Source organism: Candidatus Zixiibacteriota bacterium (assembly GCA_034003725.1).
GTDB lineage: Bacteria > Zixibacteria > MSB-5A5 > GN15 > FEB-12 > WJMS01.
Genome location: JAVEYB010000017.1, coordinates 1 through 17,767 on the forward strand (window position 1 = coordinate 1; position 17,767 = coordinate 17,767).

The 17,767-nt window shown below is 60.4% G+C and carries 12 protein-coding genes; 6 read left to right on the plus strand and 6 right to left on the minus strand.

All coding sequences use genetic code 11. From position 1 onward, the window contains the following. Positions 1–282 precede the first annotated feature (282 nt). The 3 genes from RBT76_14565 to RBT76_14575 all read left to right on the plus strand — a co-directional run bounded on the left by RBT76_14565 (position 283) and on the right by RBT76_14575 (position 4,965). Entirely contained in the window at positions 283–1,380 is a 1,098-nt protein-coding gene (locus tag RBT76_14565; GenBank protein ID MDX9859006.1) for a 4Fe-4S binding protein, read from the plus strand. Between the two features lie 243 nt (positions 1,381–1,623). Next, positions 1,624–2,019, plus strand: a complete 396-nt coding sequence (locus RBT76_14570) for a BlaI/MecI/CopY family transcriptional regulator (protein MDX9859007.1) — start codon at positions 1,624–1,626, stop codon at positions 2,017–2,019. 9 nt (positions 2,020–2,028) lie between these two features. After that, positions 2,029–4,965 carry a M56 family metallopeptidase gene (locus RBT76_14575; protein MDX9859008.1) on the plus strand — a complete coding sequence of 979 codons (2,937 nt, stop codon included), beginning with the start codon at positions 2,029–2,031 and terminating at the stop codon, positions 4,963–4,965. A 16-nt stretch (positions 4,966–4,981) separates the two neighbouring features. Here the strand turns inward: RBT76_14575 and RBT76_14580 are convergent, their stop codons facing one another. Next, positions 4,982–6,028 carry a tRNA-dihydrouridine synthase gene (locus tag RBT76_14580; protein ID MDX9859009.1) on the minus strand — a complete coding sequence of 349 codons (1,047 nt, stop codon included), beginning with the start codon at positions 6,026–6,028 and terminating at the stop codon, positions 4,982–4,984. A gap of 144 nt (positions 6,029–6,172) precedes the next feature. Here RBT76_14580 and RBT76_14585 point away from each other — a divergent pair, with 144 nt between their 5' ends. Beyond that, the gene (locus RBT76_14585; GenBank protein MDX9859010.1) at positions 6,173–6,712 is read left to right on the plus strand and encodes a hypothetical protein; all 540 of its coding nucleotides are present in this window, start codon (positions 6,173–6,175) and stop codon (positions 6,710–6,712) included. Positions 6,713–6,774: 62 nt separating this feature from the next. On the opposite strand, the gene RBT76_14590 is transcribed toward RBT76_14585, so the two are convergent. Then, positions 6,775–9,939, minus strand: coding sequence for an efflux RND transporter permease subunit (locus RBT76_14590; GenBank protein ID MDX9859011.1), 3,165 nt, complete (start codon positions 9,937–9,939; stop codon positions 6,775–6,777). A 15-nt stretch (positions 9,940–9,954) separates the two neighbouring features. After that, positions 9,955–11,103 carry an efflux RND transporter periplasmic adaptor subunit gene (locus RBT76_14595; protein ID MDX9859012.1) on the minus strand — a complete coding sequence of 383 codons (1,149 nt, stop codon included), beginning with the start codon at positions 11,101–11,103 and terminating at the stop codon, positions 9,955–9,957. 233 nt (positions 11,104–11,336) lie between these two features. On the opposite strand from RBT76_14595, the gene RBT76_14600 reads away from it, so the two are divergent. Beyond that, positions 11,337–11,885, plus strand: coding sequence for a BrxA/BrxB family bacilliredoxin (locus RBT76_14600; protein MDX9859013.1), 549 nt, complete (start codon positions 11,337–11,339; stop codon positions 11,883–11,885). An 85-nt stretch (positions 11,886–11,970) separates the two neighbouring features. On the opposite strand, the gene RBT76_14605 is transcribed toward RBT76_14600, so the two are convergent. The 3 genes from RBT76_14605 to RBT76_14615 form a co-directional block, all read right to left on the minus strand. Further along, the gene (locus RBT76_14605) at positions 11,971–14,595 is read right to left on the minus strand and encodes a hypothetical protein (GenBank protein MDX9859014.1); all 2,625 of its coding nucleotides are present in this window, start codon (positions 14,593–14,595) and stop codon (positions 11,971–11,973) included. A 204-nt stretch (positions 14,596–14,799) separates the two neighbouring features. Then, the gene (locus RBT76_14610) at positions 14,800–15,399 is read right to left on the minus strand and encodes a NifU family protein (protein ID MDX9859015.1); all 600 of its coding nucleotides are present in this window, start codon (positions 15,397–15,399) and stop codon (positions 14,800–14,802) included. Between the two features lie 15 nt (positions 15,400–15,414). Further along, a complete protein-coding gene (locus RBT76_14615) occupies positions 15,415–16,608 on the minus strand; it encodes a P-loop NTPase (protein MDX9859016.1) in 1,194 nt (397 codons plus the stop codon). A gap of 266 nt (positions 16,609–16,874) precedes the next feature. Here RBT76_14615 and RBT76_14620 point away from each other — a divergent pair, with 266 nt between their 5' ends. Further along, positions 16,875–17,762 (plus strand): SRPBCC domain-containing protein, encoded by an 888-nt coding sequence (locus tag RBT76_14620; protein ID MDX9859017.1) that lies wholly within the window; start codon positions 16,875–16,877, stop codon positions 17,760–17,762. Positions 17,763–17,767: the final 5 nt, after the last annotated feature.

Below are 17,767 nucleotides of genomic sequence, written 5' to 3' on the forward strand. Positions count from 1 at the left end.
TTCGCCACGGCGGGTGGGCACCGGACGAAACGGAATGAAGGGGTGGTGGTGTCAGCACCGTTTGCGGGAGAGGTTTGTTTAGTTTGACGAGTTGGTGGATGTGCAAACGGAGCTGACCTACGGGTAGAACGCAGGTGGCGAATAAAATGGGTGGGGAGACGGTGCGATTTGACCGAACCCCGACGTTCGCGGCGGGCGGGCAGGACAAGGGGTGAGGGATGCGACAGGGAGGAGGTGCATAATTATTGACAAAATACCCCATTTTTGTTACGTTGCGTCAGTATGCAGACACCAAAGGACTTCTCCGTTTTTTTGCTGCTGACCCTGACCTTTTTCTGCCTGCTGGCGGCGGCAGCCTTTCCCGATTCATTGACGGTGGATGCGGCAGATAGTGCCGCGACGCTAGACGGACATCAGCGTCATCTTGCGGATTCCACGGAAGAGGTAGCGGCGCCGACCCGGGACAATCACGAAGAGCATGAACAGGCGGCCGCCACCAAACGTCCCACCCTGATGACCTTTCTGACCAGCTGGAAGTATATCTGGATTTATATTCTCGCGGTCGTTGCGTTTGTATTGCTGTTCGCGAAGAAGATAAACACGACGATTCGGGTGGGGATGCTGGTTGTAGCGTTTGTCTTGTACGGCCTGGATTTCATTTTCCCGCTACACCCATCGCCGATGTGCGCGACCACGAAATTGTTTATGTTCAAGTTCACGCACGGGGCGTTTTTCCCGCAGTTTCTCGGGTTATTCCTCGTTATGATGGCGCTCAGCCTAGTGGCGAGGAAAATTTTCTGCGGTTGGGTATGTCCGCTGGGTGCGGTGCAGGAGCTGATTAACAAGATTCCGCACAAGTGGCATATCAAGAATTTCAATTTCACCGCCTTTAACACGCTTCGGCTGGCGCTGCTGGGTTTGTTTTTCCTGACGTTTTTCGCCGTCAGTGCGCAGGTAGCGGGGTTGGCCGAGCAAGTCGGCGGGCAGCCCGGGGTCGGCATGTGGGCGGCCTATTCGGCGTACAGCGTGTACGATCCGGTGAACTTTTTCGAATTGCTGCACTGGCAGGTCGACACATGGTTTATCATCATGTCGGTCATCCTCGTGCTCGTGTCGCTGGTGCTGTATCGCCCGTTCTGTTATGCGGTGTGCCCGGTGGGCGCGCTAAGCTGGCTTCTGGAACGAATCACCCCAGGGAAGATCCGGGTGGATCATAACGCGTGCACGCTTTGCGGTGACTGTTCCGAGAAGAGCCCGTGTCCGACAATCGGCAAGCTGGTGGACGGAAAGTCGGTGGTGCCGGATTGCACGTCGTGCGGCGAGTGTATCGGGACCTGTCCGGAGAACGCGATCTCGTTTTCGTACAAATCCAGGGGGTGACGCCGGACGACGTTCCTTGACGGGGGCGCGTAAGGGGCAGAAACGGCGCTCACCACCTCCGAGCCCGGCGATTCTTGAATTGCCGGGCCTTTTTATTGGGTCATAATGAGTTGGCGGTTCTCGTGTCGATCTCTCGGGGGAAAAATCCGCAAAAAACTAAAAAAATAGTACAACTTTTCGGGCGGGGTCCGTATACAGGGGAAGAAATCCTAATTCCTTAAAAGTTGGCGGAAGTTTTTACGTATGGCTCGTCACAAAACCCCGACTCTCACCGATGCCGAGCTGCGGATTATGAATGTGGTCTGGGATCTCGGCAGGGCGACGGTCAACAGCGTGGCCGAGGCGCAGCGGGGCTCGAAGCGCCTGGCCTACAATACGATTCTGACGATGATGCGCATTCTCGAGCAGAAGGGGTATCTTCGCCGCGAGAAGGTTGGGCGCGCACATGTCTATCTTCCGGTGGTCGATCGCTCGCAGGCGCGCACCCGTGCGATTCGGCACATGCTCAAAAGCCTCTTCAACAACTCTCCGGAGCTGTTGATGGTCAACCTGCTGGAGAACGAAGCGTTGTCCGAGGACGATCTGGAGCGCCTTCGGCAGATGATCGACCACTCAGAAAACACGGCCCGGCGGACATAGGAGGGGAGAATGGAAGCCGTTTATCTTTCGATCACGGAGATGTCCGTTGTCTGGCTGCAGGCGATCGTGGACAGCCTCGCGCCGTCGATCGCGCTCGCTGCGCTGACCGGATTGTTGTTTCGGTACACGGAGCTGTTTAACGCCCGGGCGCGATATATCATCTGTTGGGTGGTACTGGCGACAATCGTGCTGCTGCCGGCGGCGATGGTTGGATGGGACGCGGTTCAGGAGCGCGCCGCCGGGCGCAGTCGCAATGCAGTTTTCAGTCGCGACGCCGGTACGCTCGATGAGAGTGTGTTCCCTGCGACGACACCGCGGTTAGCGGATGCACGGTTATCGGATGACCAGCTTCAGGTCACGACAGATGAACAGGTATCGATCCACAGGGACGGACTAACGACGTCGCCGTCGGTAGCGGCGGAGAGCGGCCGCGCGGAGCGGTCGTGGGTCGATATCGTGTACGGGCTGCTTCCGGTGGGGATCGTGGTGTTCTGGATGACGGTCGCGGCGGCGCTGCTGGTTCGTCTGGGCGCCGCGTACTACCGTGTTCGGGTGATACTTGCGCGAAGTCTGCCTGCCGAGGATGGGCTGCACAGCCGTCTGGAGCGCTGGTGTCGGCTGACCGGCTGTCGCCGCAACGTAACGGTCCGTATCAGCGACGCGCTGTCGACACCGGCGGCGACCGGGTTTGGTCGGGGGACGATACTGCTGCCGGAATCGCTGGTAGCGCAGTTGAGTGCGGAAGAACTTGATTCGATACTTCTCCACGAACTGGCGCACCTGCATCGCCGTGACGACTGGGCGCGGCTGGCGGAGCAGCTGGTGGTGGCTGCGGTCTTGTTCCACCCTGCGGTTTTCTGGCTGGTCAAGCAACTTGATCTGTATCGGGAGCTGGCCTGTGACGACGTGGTGGTCAATCGCCTTCGGACGCCGACCGCGTACGCGCGGACGCTGGCGAAGCTGGCAGCTATAGAGCGCGGCGGCGGGCGGCTGGCTTTGTCGTCGGGAGCCGTGCTGACGAAAAAGCACATATTCACGAGGTTTTCCATGTTGTTAAACAAGAACCGAACGGTAACGACGGGTCTGCCGAGAGTTGCGCTGACGCTGGTGATTTTCGCGATCATGGCGGGCGGGGTGTTGTTGATGCAGGCGCCGTCGGTGGTCGCGATACCGCGCGCCACCATATCGTATGACGACCTGATCGAGCATTTTACGCCGGCATGGGCGGCGGACGAGCAGGTCGGTGAATGGACACCGGTTGCGGAACACGGCTGGGACGAGAGACAGTACGCGGCGGTGGAGGGGGATCCTCAGCCCGAGCCCCCGCGGCCGCCTGCGGCGCCGGGAGCGGCGTCGGTGAATTCTGTCCCCGTGGTTCCCTCGGTGCCGGATGTGCCCGGGGCGCCGTCGGCGCGGGCATCGTACTCGCGGCGTTCCGGGGGGGGTTTCGAGTCGCTGTTTGGATCTTTGTCTCGCGGAATTTCATCAATCACCGACGAAGACGGAGTGACCAGGATCGTGGTCAGCGACGACAATCACCGTCTCACTATCGAGTACGCGGGTGAGATCGAGTTTACGGACGACGATCGCGGCGTGAAGCGCATGTCGAAGGATGCGTATCTCGAGATTGAAGAGCGCAGGGGCCGCGAGCGGCAGCGGCTGGTTGTCGAGCCGACCAGTGACGGGCTGGATTATCTGTACTATGAAAACGGCCGGTCGGCCGATTACGATGACGGAGCGCGTCAGTGGGCGGGCGACATTTTGATCGAAGCCGTACGGTCGAGCGGGATCGGCGCCGAGGCGCGGGTCAAACGCATTCGAAGCGAGAAGGGCGTGTCAGGAGTGATCGACGAGATCAAGATGATCGAACCGGATTACGTCCAGCGTTTGTATGTGGAGGCGCTTCTGGAGAGCGGTCCGTTGACCGAGGCGGAGACGGCGACGCTGATCGAAACGCTATCGCGCGGTATGGAGTCGGACTACGAGAAAGCGGAGCTGTTGATTTCGCTGGCCGCGTACGGGCAGACCGGCGCGGGCTTGTCGCGCGCGTATGCAGACGCGATTGCGACGATCGAATCCGATTACGAGACGCGACGGGTGCTTTCGGCGACGTTGCTTCGCGACGACGTCGATCCCGAAGTGGTGTCCGACCTGTTGTTGATAGCATCGCGGATGGATTCGGATTACGAGAAAGCGGAACTGCTTATCGAGATGTCGCCGCTGGTGACGACCGATTCGGAGCACCTGAGGACGTATCTTCTGGCGGTGCGGGATATCGATTCGGATTTCGAGCAGCGGAGGGTGTTAAGCGAGATGGGTCTCCGTCGCGAGGTTGAGCCGGAACTGGCGGAGATCATACTGGGGGTCGCGGCGGAGATGGATTCAGATTACGAGAAGGCCGAGTTGCTGATCGCGATGGCGTCTTCCGCGGGCAGCGATGACCGGCTGACGGAGATGTATATAGCGGCGGCCGACAACATATCATCCGACTACGAACGTCGGCGGGTGCTTTCCGAGCTGACGTTGGACGACCGCACCCCCGAAGTTATTTACGAGATGGCGCTCAGGTCGATGGCGCGGATGTCATCGGATTACGACAAGGCCGAGTACCTGATGAGTATCGCTGATGCGTGCGCACGTGACGCGGACCTGCGGCTTCGTTATGTCGATGCTCTTCGGAGTATCTCGTCGGACTATGACAAGAAGCGGGCTTTGGAGCTGGTGCTGGAAGAGGGGAAATCGGACTCGGCGTTCCTTCGCGCGACACTTCAGGCGTTACGGGAGATCGGCTCCGATTACGAGCGGGCGCAGATACTCGACGAGCTGGCATCGGCGGTTGCGCAGCAGAAGGATCTGGAAGAGGAGTATATTCAGTTGATTGAGGAGATGTCGGAGTACGAGCGTGACCGGTTGTACCGGTCATATTATCGCAGTCGGCGCGATTAGTCGCCGGCGCATTCTATCAATCCCCGGCGCGGCTGCCGAATGCGGCGGCCGCGCTTATGTTGTGGCGGGAGAAGTCGTGGACCTGATCGAACGCCTCGCGAAACCACGCCACCGCATCGAGGACGTCGGCGGCAGTGGTGACGGATTCCAGTCGCTGGCGGAGTTCGCGGCATCCGAAGAAACCGGTGGTGTGCGCGAGCAGGTGTTTACGCATGATCACGAAGTTTTTCCGGCCGGCGAAGATGTTTTCGTAGGTCACGCTGTGTTCGACGAGGAGGTCGAGGCGGTCGTGAACGGAGATGTCATGAGGTTTCACCGCGCGATTGAACAACCAGGCATTGCCGTAGATGGCGCGTCCGAGCATGGCGCCATCCATGCCGTTTTCTGCGATCAGCCGGTCGGCGTGGTCGAGATCGCGGATGTCACCATTGCCGATCAGCAAAGTCTGCGTGTTTTGGGCCATCGCGACGGCGGCCGGCATGACTTCCCAGTGCGCCGGCACTTTCGACATTTCCTTTCGGGTTCGCAGATGCAGGGTGATGGCGGCCGGTTTAGCGTCGAGCAGATGGCCGAGCCATTCTTCCAGGACGATTTCCCGGTAGCCGATCCGGGTTTTTACAGAAACCGGCAGCGGGTGGGCGCCTTCTTTGACGGCCTGAATGATTTCTTTGGCGAGCGCGGGAGTTTCGATGAGGGCGGAGCCGCATCCGGTGCGGACGACTTTTTTGACGGGACAGCCCATGTTGATATCGACGCCGTCGAATCCAAGTTCCCGGCAGATGCGGGCCGCGACCTGCATGTTTTCTGGTTTTTCGCCGAAGATCTGTGCGACGACGGGTCGTTCGATTTCATCGAAGTAGAGAAGCCGCATGAGGTTGGGCAGGCCGCGATCGGATGACAGGCCGTCGGCGGAAGCAAATTCCGCGAACACGACATCGGGCTTGCCGCGGCGCGCGACCACCAGACGGAAGGCGGCGTCGGTGACGTCTTCCATCGGGGCGAGGGCGTAAAACGGCTGTTTGAGCCGGGCCCAGAATCCGGCGCTGGGGTCGAGAGCTTTCATGGCGCCCAATATAACAAAAATCGGGCTACGAGGTTTACATTTTCACCGGGAGGCGGATCAGCTATACTGTAAGGAGTGGGCAGTTACCAGCCGGGCAAGACGCCGGCCGGGTGTGCCCGGGGATTCAAGCGAGAAGGAACAATCATGCTGATACGGATGATCACAGGTCGTGCGGTTTTTCCGGCGATCATACTTGGACTGGCGGTGGCTGTGGCATGTCAGAACAGCCAGGACAGTGACGACGAGCGCAGTGACGCGCCGCCGGCCGTCTCCGGGGAGCTGCTTCCGGGGGATGCTGAAGGCGCCGGCGATCAGGGTCTTGTCGGGGGACACGACGTACGGCTGGAGGCGTATTTGTGGCGGGATTTCATGCCCGGCCCGGACATGCCGCCGGACGGTCGGCCGCTTCGGGGAGTCGTGCGGCTGCGTGCGGTGGACAGCGATTCCATCAGCGGCGCCCTGGATATCACCTATGTGTGGTTGAAGCAGGGAGACGTGGTCTGGGGGGCCGCCCTCACCGGGCCGCCGTCCTCCGAGCCGCCGTCGACGATCGAGAAGGGCTTTGCCGACGGGCCGATGTGGACTCCGGAGACGACGGCTGATGTGATCGTGAAAGTTGTCGACGCCGGGGGAGTGACGGCGTATTTTCGGGTTCCGGATCAGCTGATAGAGAAGACCTATTAGACTGACACCGACGTATTGAGAAGTCGCCGGACGCGGGTCGTCCGGCGACTTGCTTTTGGGGTTTACCGAATACTCTCTTCTTCAAACGCCGGCGTGGTGCTGACCGCAGTCGCATGGCGGCCGAAGAGGGACTTGACTCTCACGACAGCCTCGATACTGAAGGCAAAGACGAGGGGTGTCAGTACGAGTGTGAAGACTGACGAAAGTGCAAGTCCGCCCAGCACGACCGAACCCAGTCCACGGTACAATTCCGACCCTGCGCCGGGCATAATAACCAGCGGGGCCATGCCGAGGACGGAGGTGGCGGTGGACATAAAGATCGGGCGAACACGCACGCGCACGGACTCCTTGACGGCGCTTCGCGGATCGTAGCCTTCGCGCATGAGCTGCAGGGCCTGGTACACGATCAGGATCGAGTTGTTGATGACGGTTCCGATGAGGATGACAAAGCCGAGCATGGTCAGCACGTCAAGACCCTGATAGGGGTCCACAAGACGTACAGCCTGCAGGCCGAGCACGCCGCCGAAGGTGGCGAGGGGAACGGTCACGAGGATCACGATCGGATACGTGAAGGACTGGAAGAGGGCCGCCAGCAACAGGTACGTCAGGATAATGGCCATGTGAAAATTCTCCAGCAGGGCCACCCGCAGCTTGGTGAGGTCATCCGCAGCGCCCGACAACTGGATGTCATACAGGCCGCCGATTTGATTCTGGTCGCGAAGCGGCGCGACGATTTGCTCCTGAATGCGGGCGATAGCGTCCTCGAGTGAGATGTTATCCCCCAGCTGGACCAGCACAGAGACGGCACGCTGCCGCTCGACATGGTTGATGGTCACCGGTCCCTGCTTTTGCTGCACGGTGGCCAGATCGCCGAGGGTGATGACCCGTCCAGTGGGAGAGGCCAGCGGCAGTTGTTCGATATCCTGCGTATGGCGGGTCCAGTCGTCGCGGCCTTTCAGGACGAGATCGATTTCACGGCCCTGGTGGCGGTACTCGCTGACGATGGCGCCATCAACCAGCGCATTTACCTGTTGACCGATCTGCGAGGCGCTGAAACCGATATCGGCGGCGCGAACGCGGTCAGGATAGACACTAACTTCGGGATTGCCAAGGTCGAGACCGGGGATGGGCCGCGATGACGATCCCGGCAGAATCTGGCCGACCTGGCCGAAGACCTGACGGGCGATTGCAAGCACTTTGTTGAGGTCCGGACCGGTGATATCGATCTGGACCGAGCGCGTTCCGGAGAAGCTGCCCGAGAACAGCGATCGCTGGTTGGCGATGCCGAAGGCGCCTGGGATCGACTGCAGGGCCTCGTTGGCGACCGGCAGCAGTTCACGGCCGCGGGTTTCATCGCGCGACGCCATGCCGAGGAACGCCTGATTGTTGAGCGCCACGAAGAAGAAGTTGCTGAGTCCGCCTCCGGGAAGATCCTTTGCCTGATCGGCGGGGGTTTCCCAGAGATGGCTTAACCGGCCCTCGACGTCCTCGGCGATGCCGACCATTTCGTCGAGATTGTATCCCGGCGGCGGCAGGATGAAGCCGAAGATGAGATTCTCGTTACCGTTGGGCAGGTACTCGGCATCAGGCAGCATCACCCAGGTAAGTCCCATAGACACGGCGATCATGCCGACGATGGTAGCCAGCCGCCGCTGCCAGCGGGCGTTGACGTAATCCACCAGATGCGCGATATGGGCCGAGAAGCGGTCCAGCCGGGTGGTCTTGCCGTTGGTGAGTTTTGTCGAGGTCTTGAGGATACGAGACGACGCCGAGGGAATCACGGTGATCGACACGACGAGCGAGATGGCAATGGCGCTCGAAATGGCGATCGCAATGTCCCGGAACAACTGGCCGGCGCGCTCTTCGATGAACACCACGGGCAGAAACACCGCGACGGTAGTTACCGTGGAGGCGAGCACCGCTCCCCATACTTCCTGCGTGCCGTCGACAGCCGCCTGCAGCCGCGGCTTGCCCATCTGCATGTGGCGGTAGATGTTCTCGAGCACGACGATGGAGGCGTCCACCACCATACCGACGGCGAACGCCATGCCGGCAAGCGAGATGACGTTGATCGTACGGCCCATCAGCGACATGGTGACAAAAGTCGTAATGACGGAAATCGGAATCGACAGGCCGATAATCAGAATCGATGACGCCGAGCGGAGGAAGAGAAACAGAACCAGGACCGCCAGCGCCGACCCGAGGTACAGGTTGTCGAAGACGAGGTCGATGGCGGAGTTGATATACCCCTTCTGATTGTAGACGTTGGCCATTTTGAGACCGCGGGGTTCGAGAATCTCGCGGTTGATGTTGTCCACCTGTTCGAGCAGGTTTTCGGTGACTTCGAGCACGTTGGCGCCGATCTGCCGCTGGGCATTGAGGGCCATCGACGGCCGCCCCAGATGGCGCACCTGGGCGACCGGTTTCTTGTAGGCTAAAGACACGTCCGCGATGTCGCCGATTCGGATGGGTATGCTGTTGCGAACGGTGATGACCGTTTTTTCCACCTGGTCGGGCGACTCGAAGCGGGAGATGGTCCGCACGACGTAGCGTCGTTTCCCTTCGCCGAAGTCGCCGCCGGAGATATCGAGGTTTTCGGAGCGCAGCGCGGCGATCACTTCGTTGATGGTAATGCCGGACGAGGCCAGCAGTTCCGGATCAAACGTGACATGCAGTTCCTCATCGAGGCCGCCGTACACGTTGATGGCGGCCACGCCGGTGACGCGCTCCAGGCGGGGCTTCACGATCTCGTCGACAAGCGAGAACATGTGCGGCACATACACGCCGTCGCGGGTTGCGCTGATGGTAAACCAGGCGATGACGTTTTCCATCTGACCGGACGACGTGACCACCGGCCGGTCGGCATTTTCCGGGTACTCGGGAACTTCGTTCAACTTATTGGTCACGCGGACAACGGCGCCGGTGATATCGGTTCCGACCGGGAATTCGAGGGTGATGCTGCCCTGACCGTCATCGGAAGACGAATTCATCTCGACAAGACCTTCGACGGACTTCAGGTATTCTTCCTGCTTGTCGATGATTTCTTTTTCGATTTCTTCGGGCGACGCGCCGGGCCAGGAGGTCGACACGGTGATAAACGGCTGCTCGACATCGGGGGTTAACTGGATCGGCACGCCGGTGATGGCCATGATACCTGCCAGCACGGCGATAAGGACGCCGACGGTGACGGTCACCGGATACTGAATGGCGTTTTTGATGATATTCACGACGGCAACCTCGTGTTACTTCGGCTGGGCGGCGGGACGCCCGCCACCGTTGCTTGACAGTTGCACCTCGCCGTCGCCTTCGGAGCCGGGCTGGGGCTGGTCGGTTCGCACGGGGGCGCCGGGGAATATGCGTTCATTGCCGCGCACCACGACCGGCATGCCGGTCATCAGTCCTTCTCCGGCGACCGCGACCATTTTCCCGTCCGCAGACTTCACCTGCACCATAATGGGGGCAGCCTTGCCTTCGTGAACGGTGTAGACCATCGTCATGGAACCATCGCGAACGATGGCGTCTTTCGAGACCGCGAGGCTCGTGAAGCGGTTATCGAGATTCAGGGTGGCGCGGACGAGTTTGCCTCCGGCGAGAAAGCGGTCGGCATTGGGGACCGTTATTATGACGGGGAACGTATGTGTTTCGGAGGCAGCCGAACGGGCAATACCGGTCACCTTTCCGGTGAGCGTTTCGTCCGAAATGTTGGATGCTTCGATAGTCACGGAGCTGCCGACCGACAGCTGGCCGTAGTGGCGTTCGGGCAGGTCGACGGTTACGGTGATGGAGGACAGATCGACCATCTCGTACACGGGCGTGCCGACATTCACCCATTCTCCGACATCGACGACCCGTCGCAGGGTGTGTCCGGAGTAAGGGGCGCGGATCGTACACTGATCCAGGTCGAGCGCCAGTTTGGCGCGCTCGGCATCGAGCTGAACGAACCGGGCTTCGGCGGAGACGGACCAGGCGCGCGCCGAGTCGATCGTGCTTTCGGGGATCAGTTTCTGTGAGAAGAGTTCCTCGGCGCGTTTGTGGTTTTGTTCGGCCAACAGCGCCTGCTGCCGGGCCTGCTCCGACTCGGCCTGTTTGGAGCGAAGAGCAAGGGCAATGCGGCTGGTGTCGATGGTGACCAGCGGCTGGCCCGCTTTGATCGGGTTGCCTTCGGCGGCGTTTATCGCGACTACGCGGCCGGCTACTTCGGAAACGATTCTGCTAGTGATCTTCGCCTCGGTGCGGCCGATCAGGGTGATCTGATCATGGAATTCGCGTTCGATCACCGGGTCGGTCACAACGAGTGTCGGCGGCGGTCCCTGGGCGAGCAGGGGTGAGCCAACGGTCAGTGTCAGGGTGAACAGGATCGCGCGGCGGATGAGCCGAAGGGTCGGGGTCATAACCTCATATTCCTTTTCATTGTCAGGGTATGTTCTCGTAAACGTATTTCCCTTAAACGCAGGCACGCTCAAATTGTTTACTGATTGGACCTATTTTGTCTCAAGAATGTGACATTGCTGAGGTGGCCGCCCCGGCATAAAATGGATTAATGAAATCCAAAATAGGACGAATGTCGGGATCAAAACGGCGGAGTTGCTGTTAATTGGGCACAGGAGGTCCGGGGAGATCAGAAATGGAAAGGATTGATGTTATGATGCCGTCACGGTACGACCGGGAAGCGGTAGCTTTCATGTGGAAGGAATTGCAGGACATTGGGGTACAGCCCCTCAGCTCGGCCGCCGCGGTTGACCGGTTTCTGGCGGACGGGGAGGGAACGTCGTTGCTGGTGGTGAATTCGGTCTGTGGTTGCGCGGCCCGGATGGCGCGTCCGGCAGTGGCGCTGGCGCTTCAGCACGAGGTGATCCCGGATCGGATGGGAACCGTTTTTGCCGGGGTGGACATGGACGCGACTGCAAAGGCCCGTGAATACATGCCCGATATTGCGCCCTCGTCGCCGTCGGTGTTTCTGTTCAAAAACGGGAAACTGGTGCACGCGGTGCACCGCAGCGAGATCGAAGGTCGTCACCCGGAGGACATCGCCGGCGGATTGATTGCGTCTTTCTCCGAGCATTGTTCGGCCCAGGGGCCGTCGGTTTCTCCCGATGTCGTCAGGCAGATTTTCAAATTGACGGTTGCACCGGCGTGCGGCTCGAGTTTCGAGAGGCCCGGGCAGGGCGAGTAGTCCGGATCCATACAAGAGAGTCAGCAAACAGGCCGCCTCGATTCAGTCGGGGCGGCCTGTCGCGTATTTGGGACTGCGGCGGGATTTACAGGATGACGACCAGTTTGCCCATCTGTACCCGGCCGGAGTCGTAGTCTTCGACGACCCAGTAGTAAATCCCCGATACGATCATCTGGGTGTTGCGGGAGATGAGGTCCCATTCGGCGTGATGGGCCGTGGGATCCGACGGGGACTTATCGTGCTCAAGTTCGCGAATCAGGTCGCCGTCGAGAGAGAAAATCTTGATCGTGCACCGGGGGGGCAGGTTTTCGAAGTGGATTCGCCGGAGGCGGTCGGGGATAAAAAAGCGCGGATTGCGCCCCTCGTAGCCATTCGCGATGTACTCGTCGTCGATCCGGTACGGATTTGGATAGATGAAGACATCGGGGAGGACATCGCCGAGCTGGTTGGCCGATCCGGCGGCGTAGGCCTCGACCGCGCGAAGGGTGCGGGAGGTCTCCAACGGCTTCAGCCCGGCTACCGGGGAGCCGAAATCAAACGCGGTAACAGTCACCCAGTACGGCACGGTCGGCAGGAGGCTGTTGATCGTGTATTCGTATTCGTAGTACTTCAGATACCCGTCCGGCGTGTAATCGTCATCGGTGAGCGGCGGAATCGGGACGCGCGCGTCCGGATATCTCTTTTTGATACCGTTCGGCTCGGTCAGGCTGGAGGCGTTGTATTCATGCCTGACGAAGTAAAACGCGGAGTCGGGGAAGTCCGGATGTACGTACGGGGCCGCCGGTGAGTACCAGAGCGGGTCCCACAGCGTGTCGAGGCACCCGTCGCTGCCCCTTGCGTACAGGCAGCGGAGAGAGTCGATGGTGAAGGGGTGGTCGCGCAGTTCGAAGCCGGGCTCCGGCTGTTTTTTGGTGTTGAAGACGTACTTGTCGTAATTCTCGATATCGTAGGTCGAGACCATGGTAAAACTGGCATCGCGGTTGTCGCGTGCGAAATACACGTGGTATCCCTCGAAGTCGTTGATGCCGGAGAAAATATCCTGGGAGGTTTCCGATTCCTGCCCATTCCAGCGAAGGCGCAGTCCCAGCAGCGACTGTTCGACCCATACGCGCGGTGCGGGAGGAGGAGATGCGGCCCGGTAGTCGGGCTCGCCGTCGCCCTGATAGTAGAATGTGTCAACGACCGAAGGCACCCACTGGCCGTCCACGAAAACCGAATCATAGACGCAGACGCGGAACTTGCCGGCGTACCCGTCGCCATCCGTGTCGACGCCGGGATTGTCGTATACCCATGAGGCCCACACGGCGTTTTGCGCGAATTCGGGAAAATTCAGAAACGACAGGTAGCGTTCGGGTCGGTAAGCGTTGCGGAGGTTCCACATGACGTTGCGGTTGTAGGTATGGAACCCTTCGCCTCCGACAAACGCGAAGGGGATGGTGTACGAGGCGCCGGGGGGCAGGTAGTTGGGCCCGACGGAGAGAATGTACTGGATGTCGGCCCCCTGAGATATCTGGATCGCTTTGTTGCGGTTATCCATGTATGTCCATTCGGGGTCAGTGGCCCTGATGCCATACTGGAAGATCTGACTGTAGTCGATTTCGCCGTTGCTCATGAGGAAATAGCGTTCCCGGTCGCCCGAGGGGCTGCCGAGGCCGCCGGCGATCATCCGCCGCAGGTTGACCCGCTTCTGCGGTCCGTAGTCATCGGGGGCGTACGAATCCTGAATGTACCAGTTGTAGGTCACGTACTCATTGTTCACCGGATCGCTGAGCAGACGGACGCCGGTGACGTTGGGTACGGAGAATTTCCCGGAGGCGTAATCGCCGTCCGCGTCGATAGCCCACGCGAGTCGAAGGGTGTCTTCCCATTCGCAGCCGTCGCGCTCCCCGGGATATGAGAACAGGTACCCGGTGACGTCATCTTCGCCGCCTTCGATTGGCTTGCTGGGGCGGTCGCTCTGGATGGGGCTGAAGGTGGGATGGTAGACGGAAACATCGGGATCCATATAGAATCCGAAAAACACGTCTTTGAGCAGTTGTTTGCCGATGTTTTTGACCTGGTATTCGAGCAGCACAAAGTCGTCGGCATAGCCGAACGACCACATGTACGACCGCTGCGTGATTTCGACGCCGAGCGGTTTGTGGGAGCGACCGTCGTAACCGTCAAACGACGGAAACGGATTGTTGAACGTAAAGGTGTCGGTATAGACGGCGATGAAGTCCTGTTCCGACAGTGCATCGCTGGGTTCGTTGTTGAGCGGATCGAAGGTCTGCACGCGTCGCACGATATCACCGAAGGGCGGTGAATCGGGGGCGAATTCGCGTGACGACGTAAACCGATCGGTGGCGGTCGAGACGAGCGTGTCGTTGCCGACCACGGCGCCGACCCAGATGCCGCCCTTAAACAGATAGACGGTACCGCTTCCGAGCGGGTACTCGGCATCGGGGACGCGGTCGCCCGTGACGCAATCGATCCAGGGCAGATCGGCGCCGGAGCCGAACTGGCCCCAGTTGGAGACGGTGAAGCCGATTCGTCCGATGTTGTGGGCGGCGTAGCAATAGGCCGGGTATGCGGCCGATGCCGGCGCGGCTGAGCGGTCCTGTCCGGCGGATTCCATGGCGGAGCGGGCAAATCCAGCCGAAACCGTCACGGCGACAAGAGTCATGGCGATAGCGGCGATGCGGGGGAGATTACGAGCGGAAGAAGTCATCGATTCCTGCTGTTACCGAAGAAGTGATGGTGGTCCCTGCTCCCGCAAACGGCGGGAGGCTCACGTATACAACGAAGGAGGTGCGCATATGTTTACAATAAATAACAATCGCATCGCCCCGTAAATCGGATTTTTGCCACGGGCGCCCGGATGTGTTATTGCCCCCGGGCGTTGCGCCCCTCGCCAGGGCCCCTTCCGGCACAATCAGGAGCCGGAGTAGTATGGATTCATGCCGGCGGCATGATCGGTCATATCAACAACTTCGGTGATCTCAGGCAGATGAGAGAAGACGATCTTCTCGATCCCTTGTTTCAGTGTCACGGACGATGCCGCGCATCCCTGACAGCCGCCGGAAAAGCTGATGTACGCGGACGTCCCGCGAACGTCGACCACTTCGACATGGCCACCGTGCTGCCCGACCGCCGGATTGATTTCGCTCTCGACCAGGGCTTCCAGTTTCTCGCGCAATTGCTGTTCCGAGGGCAGGCGCCGACGAACCGCATCGCTGATCAACGGCCGTCCGCTTGCGATAGCTGACCGGATGGCGGAGCCGATCTGTCGGCCCAGGGTGGGCCAGTCGTCTTCGCTGCGCTTGGCAATCATGACCACGTTGTTGTAGACGAACACCTGGCTGATGCCGTCGATCGCAAACAACGCCTCCAGCAGCGGCGAGCCCTCGGCCATCTCGCGACTGGTGCATCGCACTGATCCTTCCGGATAGACCGGATGACTGAGCGTGAATTTGCATATGTGCGGGTCGAGCTGCGGCTCGCCGGTTATTCTTATGTCGCTGGTGGCGCTCATGGCAGTACCTCCGGATTACACATCAAACGACGGCGGGCGGTCTTCAGCCGAGTCGCCTTCGTCGATCGAACGCAAGTGGTCAAAAGTGTAGATGCCGGTGGAGTGACGATCGGAGAACGTGATGCTCAGACCGTACCGGCCGACGGGTTTGATGTCGGTGATGCTGATATCGAGGGGAACGCGGGACGGGTCGAGCAGTTGTCTGCCGGTGTCCTCGTCGATGCAATTGGCGCACGTGCAGGACTTGCGCAGATGGTAGGCGGTGTGCCGTGTGCGGAGATCGCCGGGCCAGTCGATTGTCAGGGTGCGATCATCGGTCAACTCCAGCGCCAGCGGCTCGGTACCATCGCAGGCCTGACGGCGGGTGATTTCTTCGGCGAGACGGTCGGCGACTTTCAGAAACGCTCTGGACGGCTCGCTGTCCGGGGACGCCGACACGACGGGGGCGCCCTGCTCGCCGGACATCATGATCTCCGGGTCGAGCGGAATCGCGCTGAGAAAGGGGACGCCCAGGCGCTCCGCCATCGTCCTGCCTCCGCCTTCCTTGAAGATGGCGGTCGTCTTGCCGCAGTGTGTGCAGGTGAAGCCGCTCATGTTTTCGATGATGCCGAGGACGGGGACATTGACCTGTTCGAACATCCGGAGTCCCTTTTTTGCGACACCGAGGGCGACATCCTGCGGAGTCGTGACGATGACGGCGCCGGTGAGGGCGGCCTGCTGCGCCAGCGTGAGCTGCACGTCGCCGGTGCCCGGGGGGAGGTCGATCAGGAGAAAGTCGCGCTCGCCCCACTCGACGGCGCCGATGAATTGCATAATCATTTTCATGGCGATCGGCGCGCGCCAGATGACCGGTGTGTCCTCGTCGATAAGCAGGCCGATCGAGATGAAATCGATCCCGTGGCGGCTGACGGGGGTCAGTTTCTGGTCGTCGGTGATGGCGGCTTTGTCGGACCCGGCCCCGAGCATGCCCGGCTGGCTGGGGCCGTAGATATCCGCATCCATCAGCCCGACCCGGTAGCCCCGCTGTTTGAGCGCGAACGCCAGGTTAGCCGCGACCGTGGATTTCCCGACACCTCCCTTGCCGCTGGCGACTGCCACGATGTGTTTAACGCCGGCAAGTGACGGCGGCACGGAGCGGGCCGGCATCGCTTTGGGCGCAGCCGACGGGGCGGTGGTGGCGGTCTCTTTTTCGTTCTTGCGAAACATCATTACTTTCGTCCTCACACTCTGGTACGCAATCCGGCGGTCCGACCGCAAGGCCGGCACGCTGCAGAAGCGACAGCTTTACTGCTCCAACGCTACGGGCAGCCAAAGGTTCACTCGATACGACCAAATAGGTCCCCTGTCAAGGGGATTGGGAAAATGGACGGTGGGGACTGGCGAAGCGGGATGTAAACGCGTATCATGGCGATGCCGGATTCGGGTTCGGCGCCATACCCCGACCAGACCGGAGACGCCAACAGGTGGAGGATTACATGCCATTGAAAAAAAAGAAGATACGCTTGCCCGGACGTGTGGGACTGGTCGTCGCTGCAGTCGTCTGGTGCCTGGCGACGGTTTCCGTATCGGCCCAGCAGGAGGAGCAACCGATGAGCGACAAGCCACGGCATTTCATGATAACACTGCTCGGCACCCGCGACGGATGGCCGGACAATATGACCCCGGACGAAGAGCGGATTATGAGCGAGCACTTCAAGTATTTGAAGGAGTTGACGCGCCGGGGCACGGTGTTGATGGCGGGGCCGGTGTCCGAGCAGTTCGGGTTGATCGTGCTCGAAGTGCGTTCGGAGGAGGAGGCGCGCGCCATCATGGAGAAAGAACCGTCGGTGGTGCAGGGTGTGCACACATATGAGATATCCCCGATGGTAGCATCGTTGATGGCGTCGAAGGCGCCTGTTTTCCGGGCAGTCGAGAATCCGACGGAGACGGTGCTTCGCAAGGAGGTGGTCGTTGCGGCGCCGCTGGCCGACGTATGGCGGTGCTGGACGACGAGTGAGGGAGTGAAGAGCTTCATCGCGGCCGATGCAAACGTGCAGCTTCGCGTGGGCGGGGCGTACGAGTGGTACTTCTCAACCGAGGCTCCTCCGGGCGAGCGCGGTTCGGAAGATTGCCGGGTGCTGAGTTTTTTGCCGATGGAAATGCTGTCGTTCGAGTGGAATGCGCCCCCGCAGTTCGGGGAGCGGCGGTATATCAAGACCCGGGTGGTGGTGCAGTTCGACGAGATCGAGCCGGGACAGGTGCGGGTGGCGCTTTCGCAGTTGGGCTGGGGTGAGCCGGAGCAGTGGCAGGAAATCTACGACTATTTCGACCGCGCCTGGGGCTACGTGCTGGGGGCGCTCAAGAAGCACCTCGAAGGCGAATAAAAAAA

What these genes read in the sequence shown, in the direction of transcription:
- RBT76_14595 (MDX9859012.1), bottom strand. Translation starts at nt 11,103, where the DNA reads ATGACCCCGACCCTTCGGCTCATCCGCCGCGCGATCCTGTTCACCCTG.
- RBT76_14615 (MDX9859016.1), bottom strand. Translation starts at nt 16,608, where the DNA reads ATGATGTTTCGCAAGAACGAAAAAGAGACCGCCACCACCGCCCCGTCG.
- RBT76_14585 (MDX9859010.1), top strand. Translation starts at nt 6,173, where the DNA reads ATGCTGATACGGATGATCACAGGTCGTGCGGTTTTTCCGGCGATCATA.
- RBT76_14610 (MDX9859015.1), bottom strand. Translation starts at nt 15,399, where the DNA reads ATGAGCGCCACCAGCGACATAAGAATAACCGGCGAGCCGCAGCTCGAC.
- RBT76_14575 (MDX9859008.1), top strand. Translation starts at nt 2,029, where the DNA reads ATGGAAGCCGTTTATCTTTCGATCACGGAGATGTCCGTTGTCTGGCTG.
- RBT76_14580 (MDX9859009.1), bottom strand. Translation starts at nt 6,028, where the DNA reads ATGAAAGCTCTCGACCCCAGCGCCGGATTCTGGGCCCGGCTCAAACAG.
- RBT76_14600 (MDX9859013.1), top strand. Translation starts at nt 11,337, where the DNA reads ATGGAAAGGATTGATGTTATGATGCCGTCACGGTACGACCGGGAAGCG.
- RBT76_14605 (MDX9859014.1), bottom strand. Translation starts at nt 14,595, where the DNA reads ATGACTTCTTCCGCTCGTAATCTCCCCCGCATCGCCGCTATCGCCATG.
- RBT76_14620 (MDX9859017.1), top strand. Translation starts at nt 16,875, where the DNA reads ATGCCATTGAAAAAAAAGAAGATACGCTTGCCCGGACGTGTGGGACTG.
- RBT76_14565 (MDX9859006.1), top strand. Translation starts at nt 283, where the DNA reads ATGCAGACACCAAAGGACTTCTCCGTTTTTTTGCTGCTGACCCTGACC.
- RBT76_14570 (MDX9859007.1), top strand. Translation starts at nt 1,624, where the DNA reads ATGGCTCGTCACAAAACCCCGACTCTCACCGATGCCGAGCTGCGGATT.